17 protein-coding genes and 1 riboswitch are annotated in these 17,441 nt (G+C 35.6%); of the genes, 11 read left to right on the forward strand and 6 right to left on the reverse strand.

The features are described from left to right. Positions 1–7: 7 nt before the first annotated feature. Positions 8–706, forward strand: coding sequence for a polyphosphate polymerase domain-containing protein (locus FI644_RS20375; RefSeq protein WP_142108771.1), 699 nt, complete (start codon positions 8–10; stop codon positions 704–706). A 22-nt stretch (positions 707–728) separates the two neighbouring features. Beyond that, the gene (locus FI644_RS20380) at positions 729–1,409 is read left to right on the forward strand and encodes a DUF4956 domain-containing protein (protein WP_181758135.1); all 681 of its coding nucleotides are present in this window, start codon (positions 729–731) and stop codon (positions 1,407–1,409) included. Between the two features lie 47 nt (positions 1,410–1,456). Here the strand turns inward: FI644_RS20380 and FI644_RS20385 are convergent, their stop codons facing one another. After that, the gene (locus tag FI644_RS20385; protein ID WP_053476409.1) at positions 1,457–2,284 is read right to left on the reverse strand and encodes an endo alpha-1,4 polygalactosaminidase; all 828 of its coding nucleotides are present in this window, start codon (positions 2,282–2,284) and stop codon (positions 1,457–1,459) included. A gap of 41 nt (positions 2,285–2,325) precedes the next feature. Next, positions 2,326–2,410, reverse strand: a riboswitch (cyclic di-GMP riboswitch). A gap of 165 nt (positions 2,411–2,575) precedes the next feature. Between FI644_RS20385 and FI644_RS20390 the strand changes: the two genes are divergently transcribed. Together FI644_RS20390 and FI644_RS20395 are read left to right on the forward strand one after the other, a co-directional pair. Then, complete coding sequence (locus FI644_RS20390; RefSeq protein WP_379998650.1) at positions 2,576–2,797, forward strand: DUF2187 family protein; 222 nt, start codon at positions 2,576–2,578, stop codon at positions 2,795–2,797. 227 nt (positions 2,798–3,024) lie between these two features. Continuing rightward, on the forward strand, positions 3,025–3,366 hold the full coding sequence (locus tag FI644_RS20395; protein WP_142108773.1) for a zinc ribbon domain-containing protein YjdM: 342 nt from the start codon (positions 3,025–3,027) through the stop codon (positions 3,364–3,366). A 118-nt stretch (positions 3,367–3,484) separates the two neighbouring features. Here FI644_RS20395 and FI644_RS20400 read toward each other — a convergent pair whose 3' ends face one another. The 4 genes from FI644_RS20400 to FI644_RS20415 form a co-directional block, all read right to left on the reverse strand. Beyond that, positions 3,485–3,787, reverse strand: coding sequence for a DUF5634 family protein (locus FI644_RS20400; protein ID WP_053476407.1), 303 nt, complete (start codon positions 3,785–3,787; stop codon positions 3,485–3,487). 86 nt (positions 3,788–3,873) lie between these two features. After that, positions 3,874–4,593: a toast rack family protein gene (locus tag FI644_RS20405; RefSeq protein ID WP_053476406.1), complete on the reverse strand. Its 720-nt coding sequence runs from the start codon at positions 4,591–4,593 to the stop codon at positions 3,874–3,876. Positions 4,594–4,964: 371 nt separating this feature from the next. Further along, complete coding sequence (gene bioB, locus FI644_RS20410) at positions 4,965–5,945, reverse strand: biotin synthase BioB (RefSeq protein WP_053476405.1); 981 nt, start codon at positions 5,943–5,945, stop codon at positions 4,965–4,967. Next, complete coding sequence (locus FI644_RS20415) at positions 5,929–6,558, reverse strand: biotin transporter BioY (RefSeq protein ID WP_053476404.1); 630 nt, start codon at positions 6,556–6,558, stop codon at positions 5,929–5,931. Before FI644_RS20415 ends, bioB begins: the two co-directional genes overlap by 17 nt. A gap of 450 nt (positions 6,559–7,008) precedes the next feature. Between FI644_RS20415 and FI644_RS20420 the strand changes: the two genes are divergently transcribed. The 7 genes from FI644_RS20420 to mtnA all read left to right on the forward strand — a co-directional run bounded on the left by FI644_RS20420 (position 7,009) and on the right by mtnA (position 16,351). Continuing rightward, positions 7,009–8,715 carry a HAMP domain-containing methyl-accepting chemotaxis protein gene (locus tag FI644_RS20420; RefSeq protein ID WP_053476403.1) on the forward strand — a complete coding sequence of 569 codons (1,707 nt, stop codon included), beginning with the start codon at positions 7,009–7,011 and terminating at the stop codon, positions 8,713–8,715. 83 nt (positions 8,716–8,798) lie between these two features. After that, the gene (locus tag FI644_RS20425; protein ID WP_053476402.1) at positions 8,799–9,923 is read left to right on the forward strand and encodes a sugar ABC transporter substrate-binding protein; all 1,125 of its coding nucleotides are present in this window, start codon (positions 8,799–8,801) and stop codon (positions 9,921–9,923) included. Positions 9,924–10,295: 372 nt separating this feature from the next. After that, entirely contained in the window at positions 10,296–11,408 is a 1,113-nt protein-coding gene (locus tag FI644_RS20430) for a sugar ABC transporter substrate-binding protein (RefSeq protein WP_053476401.1), read from the forward strand. A gap of 104 nt (positions 11,409–11,512) precedes the next feature. Next, positions 11,513–13,021 (forward strand): sugar ABC transporter ATP-binding protein, encoded by a 1,509-nt coding sequence (locus tag FI644_RS20435; RefSeq protein WP_053476400.1) that lies wholly within the window; start codon positions 11,513–11,515, stop codon positions 13,019–13,021. A 2-nt stretch (positions 13,022–13,023) separates the two neighbouring features. Continuing rightward, positions 13,024–14,025: an ABC transporter permease gene (locus FI644_RS20440; RefSeq protein ID WP_053476399.1), complete on the forward strand. Its 1,002-nt coding sequence runs from the start codon at positions 13,024–13,026 to the stop codon at positions 14,023–14,025. 16 nt (positions 14,026–14,041) lie between these two features. Then, on the forward strand, positions 14,042–15,280 hold the full coding sequence (gene mtnK, locus FI644_RS20445; protein ID WP_053476398.1) for an S-methyl-5-thioribose kinase: 1,239 nt from the start codon (positions 14,042–14,044) through the stop codon (positions 15,278–15,280). Then, positions 15,281–16,351: an S-methyl-5-thioribose-1-phosphate isomerase gene (gene mtnA / locus FI644_RS20450; protein ID WP_142108775.1), complete on the forward strand. Its 1,071-nt coding sequence runs from the start codon at positions 15,281–15,283 to the stop codon at positions 16,349–16,351. Positions 16,352–16,406: 55 nt separating this feature from the next. Here mtnA and FI644_RS20455 read toward each other — a convergent pair whose 3' ends face one another. Next, a complete protein-coding gene (locus tag FI644_RS20455; protein ID WP_053476396.1) occupies positions 16,407–17,168 on the reverse strand; it encodes a DeoR/GlpR family DNA-binding transcription regulator in 762 nt (253 codons plus the stop codon). Positions 17,169–17,441 lie beyond the last annotated feature (273 nt).

The following is a 17,441-nucleotide window of genomic DNA, read 5'->3' on the forward strand; positions in this document are numbered from 1 at the left end:
GTAAAGGATGAAAAAGTTACGTCATGAATTGAAGTTTTATATTAATGTCAGAGAGTATGAGCTTTTAAGAAAAAAATTACAAATAGTACTTAAAAGAGACGTGAACATGGTGAATGAAGAGGGATATCACATTCGCAGTCTTTATTTTGACAATGTGTATGATAGTGACTTGTTTGAAAAAAATTATGGCATTTATAAGAGGAAAAAGTTGCGGATCCGTATATATAATCAAAGTGATCACATCATCAAGCTTGAAAAAAAGAATCGGTATGGAGAGATGATTAACAAAGAATCCATATCTATATCAAGAGATGAATATGAGCGGTTATTAATGTGGGATTATGATTTTTTACTTGATAAAAATAACAGTGTTGCAAAGGATTTTTATCTATTTATGAGAACCCAGCATATGTCGCCCAAAATCATTGTCGATTATGTAAGAGAGGCTTATAAGGAAGATATCGAGGATGTACGAATCACCTTTGATAAGTATTTAAGTGCGGGTATTAATTCGATCGATATCTTTGAAAAGGATATCGTTACAATTGAAGCGCTACAGGAACCTTTAATGATTATGGAAGTAAAATTTAATACCTATTTGCCAGACTACATTCGAGATATTCTGCAGCTCGATAGCCATCAGCGCTCAGCCATTTCCAAGTATGTGATTTGCCGGGAAGCAGGCATGACCTATTATAAGCAATAGTGTAGAGAGAGGACATATTTATATGAGTGATCGGATAAATTTTGATGACATTATCAAAAAAAGTATTTTAAATTCAGATACATTTACAAGTGTATCGGTTCTAGAAATTTTCTTTGGAACACTTGCTTCATTCATTGTTGGACTATTTATTTATTATGTGTATAAGAAAACGTTTCGAAGTGTTGTTTATAGTCATAATTTCAATGTAACACTCGTTTTAATGACGATGATTACTTCTCTTGTCATTATGACAATAAGCACGAATATCGTTCTGTCCTTAGGGATGGTCGGAGCATTAAGTATCGTACGTTTTCGGACAGCACTGAAGGACCCGCTGGATATCGTGTTTTTGTTTTGGGCGATTACAGCAGGTATTGCGATTGGAGCAAACGTATATCCAGTAGCGATTTTTGGATCCATTTTTATTTCCATCGCTGTCTTCTTCCTTTCAAAAAAGAAATGGAAGGACGAAACGTATTTATTAGTGATTCATTATGACGAAATGGCCTACGATGAGATTAAAGCACAGCTTGTTAAGTTCAATTATGATCTGAAATCGAAAATTGTTCGAAATAATTGGACAGAGCTAACATTAAAAATCAAGCTTAAGGTGGATAATACCGCATTTGTTCATAAATTATCGAATCTAGAAGGGGTTAAAGATGTATCGCTTGTTCAATACAGCGGTGATTATGCATCTTAATTTCATAATATGAAAGGTCAGCCTCGGGAAAAAAGGCAGACCTTTTATTAATTATAGATACTATTTTTGTTCTCGTATGAAACGAAGCCTTGCTTTTTACTGTAATTTGCACTGCTTTTATTAGGTGCCACAGTAAATACTGCAATATTATCTTCCTTTTGCAGGGTTTGGAAATATTTGATCCAATTTTGTCCCCATCTGCTATTCGTTAAACGCTCTTTATTAAAGCCTTCCCACATAATCGCATCCACGTAATCCTTGGAAGCAGTTTTCAAAGTTTCGAATCCCCAATTTTGCAGTAACAGCAATTCTTTATGTTTACTTGTTATGACTTGAAGAAGCTCGACATACCCATTACGGAGGTCTGCGGCCAATTCCTCGTTATCGCTGTAAAAATCATCAATATCGCCAACAGTGTCTAAAATGATCCCGTCAAACTGCTTTTGAATAATTTCTTCTTCAATTTCTTCAAGCAATAATTGCTGATAATGCTTATTAGTGATATCCATTAGATAGGTATCCCAATCCTCAACATAGACCTTTTGACCGTTAACTTTTAAATAGTCATCTGCCTGTATTTTGGCTACAAACGCGTCATCCCAGTCCTGCAATTCCATAATGCTAATATAACCGAGTGTTATTGTGCCGCTTTTTTTCAATTCAGCCACTTGTTCTTTTGTTGTTTCGTGAGGCTCAATAACAACCAGATCATTTTTGCCAAGCTGTTTGGTTTTTACATCATTTAAATGACCATAGTAAATTTGATAATTATTAACGTCCAATAAAGGGTTTTGTGCTTGTCCCATTGCAGGAAAGCAATGGGTTAATAGAAGTGGAAAAATAAACTGAAGAGCGAGAAAGGTTTTCTTAAACATAGGGTAGAGCTCCTTTACGATTTATCTTATGTAAGAGTAAATACGGCAACCCAGCCATCATAGTATGACTACCTTAGATCTGTGGTTTTGCGTCTCAATTTTTCAATTGATTTGCTATTGCTTTTATTATAGTTCAAAAGTCTTTTTCATTAAAGTGACTTTTGACATCTTTACTCAAAGATTGTTGTTAAGCAATTTTGTATAAAGTTGTATGGAGAAGAATTTTGGTCATACTAAAAACGAAGGAAATTGATTCACTTACTCAATAGATGAAAAAAGGGGGTATGCAAAATGGCTGAAGATATGACTAAAAAACAGGATAGCAAAGTGAAGAACACGAAAAAACCAAATATGGGTGACATGATACAAATTATTAAAGGGGAGGCAAAAGGGAAAAAAGGAAAAGTAATTGTCCTTCGGGATAACTCAGTCATTGTAGAAATCGGAGTAAATACAAAAACGGACGAACCGATAAAAACGGTTGTCAATCACAAGAACTATAAATTGATTTAGTAAGAAACAACAAAAAATAATGTTAGAGGTCTACACATTATTTTTGTTGCGTAGAAAATGATACAAAATAGTTTATTGTTAATGATTTCCCATCATCTCCTAATCTATCTATTTTTGTATCAAGTTTTACTGTAAGATAAGAGAGTGTGCAGATGGTCTATTCAATGATTAAGATTTTCTGTACCGTAAGAAAATAGAAAAATAATTACGAATAGGGGAAAATGTTCATGCAAGGTTTGCCAAAATGTCCAAAATGTCATTCTGAATATACATATGAGGATGGGAGTCTTTTCGTTTGTCCCGAGTGTGCTCATGAGTGGAGTTTAAACACTGAAAATGACCATACCGAGGAAAATAAATTGATTAAAGATGTAAATGGAAATGTCTTAAATGATGGCGATTCAATAACTATTATTAAAGACCTAAAGGTAAAAGGGAGCTCATCCATTTTAAAAATAGGTACAAAAGTAAAAAATATTCGTTTAGTCGATGGAGATCATAATATTGACTGCAAAATTGATGGATTTGGTGCTATGAAGTTAAAATCAGAATTTGTTAAAAAGCTATAAAATCGGTACAGCTAGGTGAAATAAAAATAACAGCTAGAATGGCAGTATTTGAAGCAACATATCATTCAACTGGCAATCAGCGGGGATGGTGGAGAACCCCCGCTGATTATGTTTCACTTTATAGATCAAGAAATGCACTCTCTAAACTGTGATATCCTTTTAGATCTGTTTTTTGCGGTTCATCTGATTCGATCGTCCATTCGTTTATTATGGGAGAAAGCCCACCGTGTGTGTCTTTTCTATACGGGCTATGAATATGATGCGTTTTCCCATCCTTTTTAATTGTGTAGCCAAAATAGTAAAGATCATCCTGGCCTTCTTCTTCAAAAACTCCAATATCATCCAATCCATATTGATTTATATACATCTGAAACGATTTTTGCATATTATTAATAAGCTGTTCACGGGATAAAGATTCCATCAAATTGACTCCTTTCCAAACACTAAACTCTATCTATAATATGGCTTTCTTTTCTTTTTATAAACACACGTTTCTTGATGAACTCGTTATTCTTCAATAATAAAATCTGCTTTTCCAATGCCCAATTCTGCGTTGACATTGATTTTTATCTTGGCATTTTCATAAGCCTCGTTCACATAGACATCATCTCCCATTGAAATAAATCCTCTAAATTCAGAATGACCGATTCCCTTGGAAGATTTAACTTGAACGCCGACATCTTTAGGTAAAATAATGGTTGATTTTCCAACACCCATTGATAATTGAACATCGAAATCCTGCTCCCAATCACCTGACAGATCAATGGTTGTATCTCCTACACCTACATTCACATTCAAATCACTTAATTGTAGTCCCTGCAAATCAAGGTGTGTTTCAGATGCACCTGTATTTACATTTAAATCAATTGGAACTTTGTTTGAAAGTTGAAGATCCCAGTTACTCTTCATATTTGGACCTTTAAGATCAGAAAATTTTTTATTAGTATGTTCGATTACGATCTTTCCTTTTTTGCCTGACTGTTTGTAGGAAACATTAGGTCTCAATATATCAGTACTATATTCAAGCTCCCCTTCGACCCATTCTTTTGCACCTTCCGAAACATGTAATTTTCCAGCAGCAATGTTCAAGGACACATCTAATTGTTCAGCCTTGTCCTTTTCTATAAGAACGTTGGCGTGATCTTCTTTTGTAATCACATTAGTGCTGCAGCCAGCTAGTACGAATGAACTAACAAGTATTGATCCAGTGAAAAATAAGCTTTTCATTTTAAGTCCTCCTCTAAATACATTCCTTACTTAAATAGTAAATGAAATAGAGGATGGGCTAAAAAGGCTCTGGAATGATTTTCCACTAAGGCTTAAGACTTAGATGCAGGAATCCAGTGCATAAGAAAGTGAACTTCAACTGTATGTTGAAAAAATAAATTTATATGTTTGTTATGCGATTAACTCGCTCCTCTAATGAACTTTAGTTTTCTGAAGCATTTCTTATTATGGAATGTTCTATCAGAAATACTAGCCAAAACTAAAAAGCAAATGATAAGCCTATCTGGTTTTATCATTTGCCTTTTATTTATTTGGTATATAAGCGATAACATATTAAATAGGGGAACCCTTACTGTCAGAGTAGTATCACATTATGCTGGACAATAATCTATTTCAAATCCAAGATCTGTCAACATCTGATGGTCGGCAGTTTCTTCTTGCCCAGCTGTTGTAAGATAATCACCAACAAAGATTGAATTGGCAGGGAATAGTCCAAGTGGCTGCAAGCTTCGCAGGTTAACTTCTCGACCGCCTGAAATTCTTATTTCTTTCGTTGGATTGATAAAGCGCATAAAGCAAAGGACCTTTAAACAGTATCTTGGATTTAATTCGTTCGTTCCTTCCAGCGGTGTTCCATCGATTGCATGCAGAAAGTTAACAGGAATGGAGTCAGCATCCAGTACTTTTAAGCTTCTTGCCATTGCTATTACATCATCCTTCGTTTCCTTCATTCCTATGATAACGCCAGAGCAGGGAGATATCCCAGCTTGCTTAATTAATTCAACAGTTTTCACACGGTCTTGGTATGTATGAGAGGTAGTAATGTTCTCGTGATGGTTTGCTGAGGTATTGATATTATGGTTATACCGATCAACTCCAGCTTCTTTTAATTTCGCTGCTTGCTCTGGTTTTAGCAAACCTAAGCAAGCACAAACCTTCATTTGATATTGTGCTTTTATGTCTTTAACTGCCGAAGCCACTTCATCAATTTCATTGTTAGAAGGGCCTCTGCCACTAGCAACAATGCAATAGGTGCCAACATTTAAGTCATGGGCCTTGGCGGCACCTTTTATAATAGATGCTTTATCCATCATTCGATATTTGTCAATCGGTGCGTTTGAGACACTTGATTGTGAGCAATAGCCGCAATTTTCGGGGCAAAGACCAGATTTCGTATTGATAATCATATTTAGTTTTACCTTATTCCCGTAATAGTGATTGCGAATCTTATAAGCACTTTGCAGGAGAGATAATAGCTCCTCGTCGGGGCAGTCTAATATATTCAATGCTTCAACATCTGTTAACTCGTATCCTTGAAGTACTCTTTCCGCAAGATCATCCCAATTTTTCATTTTTTACTCCCCCATTCAAATTAGTACTCTGAAGCTTTCTGAGTTGACTCCGCGACAGTACACGTTTTTCCAATCGATGCGCCATTAAACCGGCACATACAGCCAGAATGATATCCTTTGGCAGCGGCGGAATCATCCATAGCCAAGCCATTTGATAGGTAAAGCCATCAGGAGCAGAAGCCCATAGCTTATAAGCAAAAAACATCCAATTGGTTCCAAATAAATAATTAACTGTCATCCCAACTAAAGCAGCTATTATGTAGATTGAAACACTTTTATTCCGCTCAATTAATTTTCCAGTTATATAAGCAGTAAAAATAAATGAAATAATAAATCCAAAAGTTGGACTTAGAAAATGGCTAACTCCTCCGCCGAATTTAGCAAAAACCGGTGCTCCAGCTAATCCGATAAAGGAGTAGACAAGCATGGAAATTGCACCTAAACGACTTCCTAGAATGGCTCCAGCTAAAATGGCAAAGAACGTCTGCAGTGTAATAGGCACACCTCCAACGACCATAAACGGCACGATGGAGGTAATATTTGCACCAATACACATTAGTGCTACAAACATCCCCGCAATGGTTAATTCAAAAGTACTTAAATTTTTTTTCATAAACTACCTCCATATGAAGAATATAAAAAAAGAGTAATAGATTTATAGTTATATTGTCAACTTAAAATAAGTAATGGTTAACATAAATTGTGCCATTAGAAATCAAATAAGGGTTTCCTAAAGTGTCTTTAAGGAATTTGTCATGTATTTAAGTAGGGGATTGAAGCAGAAAATTACTTATTGATTGATAGTTTTGTTTTGGGGGTTCAATTTATTCTCTTTAGTTGGTTCACAAGGTGGACAGGGCGATATGAGCATAAAAGAAAGAAAGCCATAAAAAAGTATTACTAACTTGCGTATTTACTAAGCAACGGATTTAGAAACCTGAGTAAAAAGAAACATTACAATTCAAAAAAGTATGTGTTTTTAACTAAATTATGTTATATTTGTAGGTATTAAACATTAATTTCAATTGTACTCATGTGGTTTTATGTGGGAGGAGACGTATGTATGCAACATTTAAGTGTGGGTAAAAAAATAATGACTGGGTTTGGGATTGTACTTATTTTACTCGTTGTATTTGCTGTTGTAACAATAAATAGGATGTTTCATATGCAAGATAAAACAACTTCCATTGTTGATGAGTGGATGCCTTCAGTGGAGCTAATCAACTCGATAGGCTTCCAAACTGAGCATGTTATTACACTTTCATTAAGATATATCCAGTCAGATGATGGACAAGAAAAAGAAATGCTCAATAAAGAAAGAACGATTTTCATAGATGAAGCGGAAAAAACGATGGCTTCCTATGAAAAGCTTATAAACTCAAAAGAAACAAGAGAAAACTTCGATAAATTGACATACAAATGGGCATTCTTTCTAAAGGTAAATGAGGAGACACTAAAGCTTAGTGACAAAGGAAAATCAGAATTCGCCTATCTATATTTTAAGAAAAGTGCGAAAGCCTTTGATTCCATGAAACAAAATATGGATCATCTCGTTTCCATTAATAAAATGGGTGCGGAGCAAGCTGGGGAGGATTCTAAAAAGGTATTTGACCAAACGGTTATTACGATTATAACTTGTATCATCATCTCTTTGATATTAGGAATTGGTGCTGCTCTATTTATAACTAGAATGATAGCGAAGCCTTTACGATTAGTTACAAAAAGAATCGATGAAATATCGAAAGGAAACTTATCCATACCATCTATTGAAATAAACAGCAAAGATGAAATTGGGATTTTAGCAAAATCTGTAAATGAAATGAAAAACAGTCTACATAAAATCGTTACAGAGGTTGTCAATGTTTCTGGATTTGTTAATAAGCAAAGTGATGAGCTTACTGTGTCGTCAGAGGAAGTGAAACTAGGCAGTCAACAAATCGCAACAACCATGCATGAATTAGCTTATGGAGCCGAGGAACAAGCAAACTCTGCATCTGAATCGGCTAGGGCGGTTGAGGATGTGAATGTTCAGATTAAACAAGCTGATTTCGCGGGGAAAAACTTGAAGGAAGCTTCAAATGAAGTTCTGGAAAAAGCACAAGAAGGAACAAAATTAATGAATCAATCTGTTCACCAAATTGAGTCAATCAGTCAAATTGTATCTGAATCAATGGAAAAAGTAGTTAATTTAGATTTGAAAAATGAAAATATTTACCAGTTGGTCCACGTGATACAAGATGTTGCTGCACAAACCAACTTATTGGCGCTGAATGCGGCAATTGAGGCAGCGAGAGCAGGGGAGTATGGGAAAGGCTTTGCGGTTGTAGCTGATGAAGTGAGAAAATTAGCAGAGCAAGTTTCAAACTCAGTTCAAGATATTACTCATATTACACAAGATATCCAAAGTGATTCCAAACAAGTTGTAGAAACCCTTCAAAATGGTGTTTTACAGTCAGAGATTGGAAATAAGCAAATAAAAACTACTGGTGAAACGTTCCATGCGATTTCTAATCTAGTTTTACTTATGGTTGAAAAAATTGACCAAGTAGCTGCCAACTTAGACCAGATTCAACAAGGCAGTGAACAATTAAGCGCGTTCAGTGAAGAAATTTCGGCGGTAACTGAGCAATCTGCTGCTGGGGTACAGCAAGTGTCAGCATCAGCAGAACAACAAGTTGCTTCAATGGAAACAATTTCAGCGAGCACTCAATCACTTAAAGTCCTATCTGCTCAATTGGAGAGCTTAGTTAAGCATTTTAAAATCCAATAAGAAATCTAACTTTAAAAATGGATACGTCAAATTCAAATCGACTGTTAGAAACTATTATTGGTTGAAAAGGGAGATAAGAAAAGATGAAGGAAGGCAGAATAAGATTTATAACCATTAGTTTTATAGTATTAATCATGCTTTTAACTGGATGTGCAAGCAAGAGTGATAAAGTAGTCACGAAAGAAGCAAGTAATCAAGATGGTGTGGGATCACTGGAAAATATTCCTGAAAAGTTTAAAAGTGGTGATAAAATTAAAATCAAGGTTATTCGTAAAATTGGCGGAGATGATCATACAAAACAATTTCTTGCAGGAGCCAAAGAAGAGGGCGAGGCAATGGGGTTGCAGGTAGATGTTTTTTCTGCTGATGGGGATAACCAAAAATTTCATAATGAGATCAAGAAAGCTTTGGATGAAGGATACGATGGATTTATCATTTCCCATGGGGATGATCCTGAAACAATAGATAGTGTGAAAAATTTAGTAGAAAAAGGCAAGAGTGTTGTAACGTTCGATTCAAATATGGAATTAGAAAAAATAGATAGTGTTACGTCTACCTCTCAAAACGATGAGGTATTAGCTACATTTGCGATGGAGCAATTAATTGAGGATTATGATGGACAAGCAAATATTGCTTATTTATGGGTAGATGGATTTCCGCCAATGATCAGACGTAATGCTGTCTACATTGAAAAACTGAAAAATAATCCAGGGATTAAAGAAGTTGCAAGATTTGGGGTTGCATCAGCAGATACATCAGGGGAAACGAAAGCAGCTGTTGTTGAAATGCTAAAAAAGCACCCTAAAGGAGAGCTTGATGCCATATTTGCCACATGGGATGCTTTTGCAATAGGCGCAGTTGAGGCTATTAAAGAAGCAGGTAGAGATGAAGTGAAAATTTATGGCATAGATGTATCGAATTCAGATTTAAAATTGATGAAAGAAAATGGGAGTCCTTGGAAATATACAGCTGCGGTAGATCCGAAATTAATTGGCGCATTAAATATGAGACTTGTTGCCAAAAAAATAGCTGGAGAAGAAACGCCCAAAAATTATAATCTTGAAGCTTATTTGATTGGACAAGATGAACTACAAGTTTCTAAAAAAGATGTAACTATGGATAATCTAGGTGAAGTACTGCCTGGCTGGGGTTTGTCAACCGAATTAGAAGAAGACTGGATGAAAGCTTTAAAAATGATGAACGAGTAGGTCCGAATAAAATACCGATATTCTTTCTAGAATATCGGTATTTTTTTATTATAAGGAAAACATGTTGGTTTTAAAGGGATTTTTGTTGTTTTGACTACAATAATGACTAATAAGGGAAGTGTTATATTGAATATTAAATAGAATTATCATTAAACAAATAAGATATAGGGGTAATTTCCGGTTCGTAATATAAGAATTGCGTATAAAACCAAAAAAACTATGAATAATTCAAAATAAATATTGTATAAGATTTGCTCACATGATAAAATTTAGTTAATTTAGAAATGAAAGCGCTATACAATTTCTATCCGCCTATTATTCTATCGGAAAATAAGGAGGATGGACATACTATCAAAGAAGGAGAATTATAGAATGAAAAACTTTTTAAAGAGTGCATTAGTCCTAATGTTAGCTGTTTCACTTCTTTTAACGGGCTGTGCTTCGGGTGAAGAAAGCTCTAAGCCTAAAGAAGGAAACAAGAATGTTTCACTTGATAATGTGCCTGATCGCTTCAAAGATGGCAAAGAAGTAAAAATTAAAGTGGTAAGAAAAATTGGTGGAGACGATCATACTGCTCAATTCTTAGCTGGTGCAAAAGAAGAGGGAGAAGCACTTGGATTTAAAGTAGATGTTTTCACTGCTAACGGAGACACTGCAAAATTCCATGATGCGATTGCTCAAGCATTACAAGAGGATTTTGATGGATTTATTATTTCGCATGGCGATGATGCTGCTACAGTAGAAGATGTAAAGAAAATTGTAGAAGCTGGAAAGAGTGTAGTAACATTTGATTCCAATGGAGATATTGCCTCAATAAATGGAGTGACATTAACTTCACAGGATGATGAAGCATTGGCAACATTATCATTAGACCAATTAATTAAGGATACAAATGGGGAAGCGAATATTGTTTATTTATGGGTAGACGGTTTCCCGCCGATGGTAAGACGTAATGCAGTTTATCAAGAAAAACTAAAAAGCAACCCTGGTATTAAAGAAATTGAGAGATTTGGTGTAGCAGCAGCTGATACATCTGTTCAGACACAAAACGCTGTGGCTGCGATGTTAAACAAACATAAAAAAGGTGAAATTGATGCGATTTTTGCTACTTGGGATGCATTTGCGATTGGTGCGGCTCGAGCAATTAAAGAGGCAGGAAGAGATGAAATTGCCCTTTATGGTATTGATGTATCGAATGCAGACCTTCAAATAATGCAAGAAGAAAAAAGCCCGTGGAAATATACGGCGGCTGTTGATCCAAAACTAATTGGTTCTGTAAACATGAGAATTCTTGCTAAGAAAATTGCTGGTGAGGAAACGCCTGCGACATTCGATTTAGAGGCATCTATAATTTCACAAGAAGCGCTGCAAAAATCAAGCTCTCCTGTTAATATGGTAAACCTTGCAGAGGTTGTTGAAGGCTGGGGGGTATCAAGTGCATTTGAAGAAGAATGGATGAAGACTTTAAAAGAATACTATAAATAATTAAATTTGAAACCTTATATCAGAGATAAACAGCTGGTATAGGGTTTCAAAACCATTATAGGCCTTAAATTGTTGAGAATACTGATTGAAATAGAAGGAGGCTTATGTGCGTGACAATATTATTAGAAATGAAAAATATATCTATAGAGTTCCCTGGGGTAAAAGCGCTTAATGAAGTCTATTTTTCTACTAAAACGGGAATGACTCATGCATTGATTGGTGCGAATGGGGCTGGTAAATCAACATTAATGAAAGTTCTTTCCGGAGCCTATGGACACTATACGGGTGAAATCTATATTGATGGAAAGAAAATCGACATACGTACACCGAAGGATGCCCAGGATAATGGGATACAAATCGTTTATCAAGAAGTGGATACAGCATTAATTCCATACTTAACGGTTGGAGAAAATATTATGTTAAATGAAACCGTTAATGATATGGGAAAAAGACAGTTTGTCAAATGGAACCAAATTCACAAAAGAGCTACAGAGATACTTACGCGAATGAATGTGAATATCTCTTCGAAAACACTTGTAAGTGAATTAACTTTAGCTCAAAAACAAATGGTCCTTATTGCTAGATCCATCTCTAAGCAATGTAAATTTTTGATTTTGGATGAACCAACTGCGCCTCTCAGTCATTCTGAAACGACTGAACTATTTAGAATCGTTCGTGAGCTGGTAAAAGAAGATGTAGGCATAATCTTTATTTCTCACCGATTACCGGAGTTATTTGATATTTGCGAAGAGATCACCGTTATGAAAAACGGCGAATTTGTCATTAAGGAAACGATTGCTGAAACAAATCAAAACAGAATCGTGGAGTATATGCTTGGTGAAAAGCTTGAGGAACAATTTCCGAAGTACCACGTTGAAATCGGAGAAACTGTCCTTTCTGTTGAAGGGCTTCATGATATAGGATTAGTGAAAAATTTTAGTATGCATGTAAATGAAGGAGAAATTGTTGGAATTGCCGGTTTAGTCGGGGCTGGAAAAACAGAGATATGTAAAGCGTTATTTGGTGCCTCTAAGGTAACTAAAGGTGAAATAAAAATTAAAGGAAAAAATGTAAAAATTAAGGATCCAAGTGATGCGGTAAGGAAAGGCATTGCTCTCGTGCCAGAAGAGCGGAGAAAAGAAGGGATTCTCGTTCAAGAATCTGTTTCTACAAATCTTACATCAGCTAGTCTAAGTAAATTCTCGAAGTTTCTCAGCTTTGTAAATACAAAGGAAGAAAAGAAAATCTCAATAGAAATGATAAAAGATTTAGGAATAAAGACACCATCGGAAGAAGCCAAAGTGCAAAATCTTTCGGGGGGGAATCAACAAAAAGTGGCTATTGGAAAATGGCTGATTTCGGATGCTGAGGTGTACATTTTTGATGAACCTACAAAGGGCGTAGACGTAGGGGCAAAAAAAGATATTTTCGAATTGATTTCGGGCTTGGCAAAGCGTGGGAAGTCTGTCATTTACGCATCTTGTGAACTTTCAGAAATTCTCGGGATTACAGACCGTGTATATGTTGTATATGACGGGGAAGTGGCAAAAGAGCTTGAAACAAAAACAACAAATGAAGAAGAATTATTATTCTATTCAACAGGAGGTAAATGAGGATGAACACGGCAAATCCTGTTACAAACACTAAGCCTGTAAAAAAAGGGTTTGAACTTTTTGAGTTCTTATATAAATATGGAACGATTATTACAATTTTTGTTTTGATAGCTATCTTTGCGATCGCTAATCCAAGTTTCATTCAAGGAGCAAACATTGTTAATATTTTAAGGTCTATTTCCATTGTTACTATTATAGCTATAGGGATTACGATTTCGCTTTCAGTAGATGGATTTGATTTATCAGTAGGTTCTACTGTTTCTCTTTCAAATGCAGTTGTAGTTTCTATGTTTGTGTGGTTTTCGCAAAATATATTTATTGCCATTCTTGCAGCTATTGGAGCGGCGCTTCTTGTTGGAGCTTTTAACTCTTTTATGATCGTTAAAGTGAAAATTCCAGACATGCTTATGACGCTTGCAACAATGTTTATTATTCAAGGGATCGCTCTTACATATACGAAAGGGGCAACTGTGTCACAAAATATGATCATGCCTGATGGAAGTTTCTCAACGGGTGTGATTCCGCCGTTTTTTGCAAAAATTGGTCAAGTGCCATGGATAATTATTATCATGGTTGTAGTAGTTGCACTTGTTCATATCTTTTTAAATTATACAAAACATGGCCGTTATATGTATGTGATTGGTGGAAATAAGGAAGCTGCAAGACTTTCAGGTATTCCTGTTAATAAATACAAAGTGCTTGCTTACTTATTGTCTGCTACCTTCGCGGCAATTGGAGGAATTGTTCTTGCCTCTCGAGTCATGACAGCTGAGATTAACTCCGGTGCTCCTTACTTAATGGATGCTGTAGCTGCGGCATTTATTGGACTATCTGTTTTAGGTGCTGGAAAGCCAAATGCTTTTGGTACCTTTGTTGGTGCAGTTTTAATCGGAATATTATCGAATGGATTAGTCATGATGTCCGTACCGTACTATGCCATGGATATTGTTAAGGGAACAGTCTTAGCACTTGCGCTGGCATTGACTTATTATCGACAAAAATAAGGTGGAGGGATTTATAATGAAGGATTTTACGAAAGAATATTTTACGATGACTGAAGAAGATGCGATTGATTATGCAAAAGCTAACCTTGATCTTTTTGATGAGGATGCAAAGCTTCAATGTGAGGAAATCGGGGACGGGAATTTAAACTATGTTTTTAAAGTAGTTGATTCAAAAACAAACCGGTCAGTGATCATTAAACAAGCTGGTCCAGTTGCTCGTATTTCTGATGAATTTAAATTATCTCCAGATCGGAATAGAATTGAAAGTGAAATCTTACAATTGCAATATAAATTAGCTCCAGGTTCTGTACCAGAAGTATATAAATATGATCCAATTATGAATTGCTGTACGATGGAAGATTTGTCTGATCATGAGATGATGCGTGCAGCTCTAATTGCGCACAAGAAATTTCCGCTTTTTGCTGAACATATTTCTACCTTTTTAGTCAATACGTTATTATTAACTTCTGATGTCGTAATGGAACATAAGGAAAAGAAAGCCTTAGTAAAGAGTTTTATCAACCCTGAGCTTTGTGAAATTTCTGAGGACCTTGTGTATTCTGAGCCATTTTATGACTGCCCGCGTAATGATGTTTATCCAGGGACAAGAGAATTTGTACAAAATACAATTTGGAACGATGATGCATTGTTACTCGAGACAGCTAAATTAAAATTTGAATTTATGACTAATGCACAATCCTTAATACATGGTGATTTACATACGGGGTCCATATTTATAAAAGAAGACTCTACTAAAGTTTTTGATCCGGAGTTTGCTTTTTATGGACCGGCAGGCTATGATATCGGAAATGTTATCGCAAATCTGATATTTGCTTATGCGAATGCGAACTTTACAATTGAAGATGAATTAAAGCGAAAAGATTATCTTGATTATCTAGGGAATACGATCAAGGATGTAATCGATTTATTTAATGAGAAATTTATCAGAACTTGGGAAAATCATGTAACAGAATCTGTTGCGAAGTATGCTGGATTTAAAGAATATTATCTAGGCAATGTTATTAGAGATACTGCTGCTGTTGCTGGTCATGAACTTATTAGAAGAATAATAGGGTTAGCACATGTTAAAGACATTACGTCTATTTCAAACGCAGAAGCTCGAGTGCGCGCGGAGAAAATATGTTTGACAATCGGAAAAACCTTTATACTTAATAGAGAAAATATGAAAACAGGTGCTGAGTTTATTGATGTCATTCAATCAGCCGAAGAACAGCTTCTAAAGGAGGCAGAATAAATGGGAAATCCAGTAGAAGTAATACAGTCAGTTAAATTAGATGATGAAAACAGTACATTAATTCTTTTAGACCAAACAGTATTGCCGAATGAAACGGTATTTCTAGAATTGAAAGAAATGGAAGATGTTTGGGATGCAATCTATCAATTAAAGGTAAGAGGAGCACCTGCAATTGGGATTGCAGCAGGATACGGTGTCTACCTAGGTACGAAGAAATCAACAGCAGACACATATGAGGAGCTTTATAGTGATTTTTTAAAGGTGAAAGAATACTTAGCTTCTTCAAGGCCTACTGCAGTTAACCTTTTCTGGGCATTAAATCGAATGGATAATAGATTTAAAAAAGAGGTAGGCAAAAGTGTACCTGAAGTAAAGGCTGCTCTAAAGGAAGAAGCTGAATTAATCCGAGCAGAAGATGAAAAAATTTGTGAATCAATTGGACAGTATGCACTTTCATTGTTAGAGCCAGGCTGGGGCATACTCACTCACTGTAACGCGGGAACAATTGCAACAGCCAAATACGGTACTGCTTTGGCTCCGATTTATTTGGGACAAGAAAAAGGCTATGACTTTAAAGTATATGCTGATGAAACTAGACCCTTGCTTCAAGGTGCTCGCCTAACAGCTTGGGAACTGCAGCAAGCAGGAGTAGATGTAACATTAATTTGTGATAATATGGCTTCAATTGTAATGAAGGAAGGGAAAATTCAAGCGGTTCTTGTTGGTTGTGATCGGGTAGCCGAAAATGGAGATACAGCGAATAAAATCGGGACTTCCGGTGTAGCTATTTTAGCTAAGCATTATAATATACCATTCTATGTATGTGCACCACTATCCACTGTGGACTTAGAATGTAAAACAGGGGACGATATACACATTGAATTAAGGCCGTCTGAGGAAATTACAAGTAAATGGTATGAAAAACCAATGGCGCCTAAAGAAGTGAAGACGTATAATCCTTGTTTTGATGTGACAGATCATACTTTAATTACAGGGATTATTACTGAAAACGGCATTGCGTATGCGCCTTTTAATGAGTCTCTGCCGAAAATGTTCAAAAGCACGAAGTAAAAAGTAAAAGGGCTGAGGTAATTACCTCAGCCCTTTTAGATTATTTTTATTTAGTTTATTCACATTCGTGAAGGGTGACATTTTGTTCTTTTAAAAATTGCTTCCATTCTGTAGAAAGTGTTTTGTCTACTACAACATGATTAATTTTGTCAAAGTCACATATTCTTGCAAAGGATGTTTTATCAAATTTCGTGTAATCAGCAATAAGATAAACGTTGTTGGCGTGTTCGGCAGCTAGTTTTCGGATCCCTGCTTGTTGCTCGTTCGAATCTGTTATGCCGTGCTGCATGCTAACAGAACGGCATGAAATGAAGGCTGTATCAAAGAAGTAATGATTTAACGTGTATTCTGAGCTTCTTCCTGTATTAGACAGTGAAGTGGGAGATAAAGTACCTCCGATGACAACAATATTAATATTCGGTTTTTCAACAAGAGAGTTGATCACTTTAAGAGAATTCGTCACAACTGTTAATTTTTTGTCTTCGAGCATACTAGCAATGACCAAAGAAGTTGTGGAGGCGTCCAAGAAAATCGAATCTCCATTTTTAATAGAGGAAATACACTCTGCTGCAATTTTCTTTTTCCCTTCTACATGGATATGTTCTCTTAAATTAACATTGACATCGTTTTGAACGCCTTCAGATATGTATGCTCCGCCATAAGTACGGTTTAATACGCCTTCTTCCTCAAGTTGTTTCAAGTCCCTTCGAATCGTCTCTTCCGTCACATTAAATTGACTTGTAAGATCAGCAACAGTCACGCTCTTTTTTTCTAGAATGATTTCTTTTATCTTTTTCTTTCGTGCGATTGGAAGCATGATTTTCTCCTTAATTTTATTAGTTTGTAAAAAAATTATACCATATTATGTGGTATTTAATAAGTTCACTCCAAGAAAATAATGGATTAATTTCAGCTAAATACCCATAAAAAAAGTATTTATTACACGTGTGATTTGGTTTCTTGTGTAACTACAATAAAATACAACAAGAAATAACTATAAAACCAAAATAATATTTGACAAAACCACAAATTAGTAAGAAAATTATAAGTAGTAAAAGAACATAAATATGACTGTTTCAAGAGCTCTTAA

This window comes from Cytobacillus solani (assembly GCF_006704205.1).
In the GTDB taxonomy this organism is placed as follows: domain Bacteria; phylum Bacillota; class Bacilli; order Bacillales; family Cytobacillaceae; genus Cytobacillus; species Cytobacillus solani.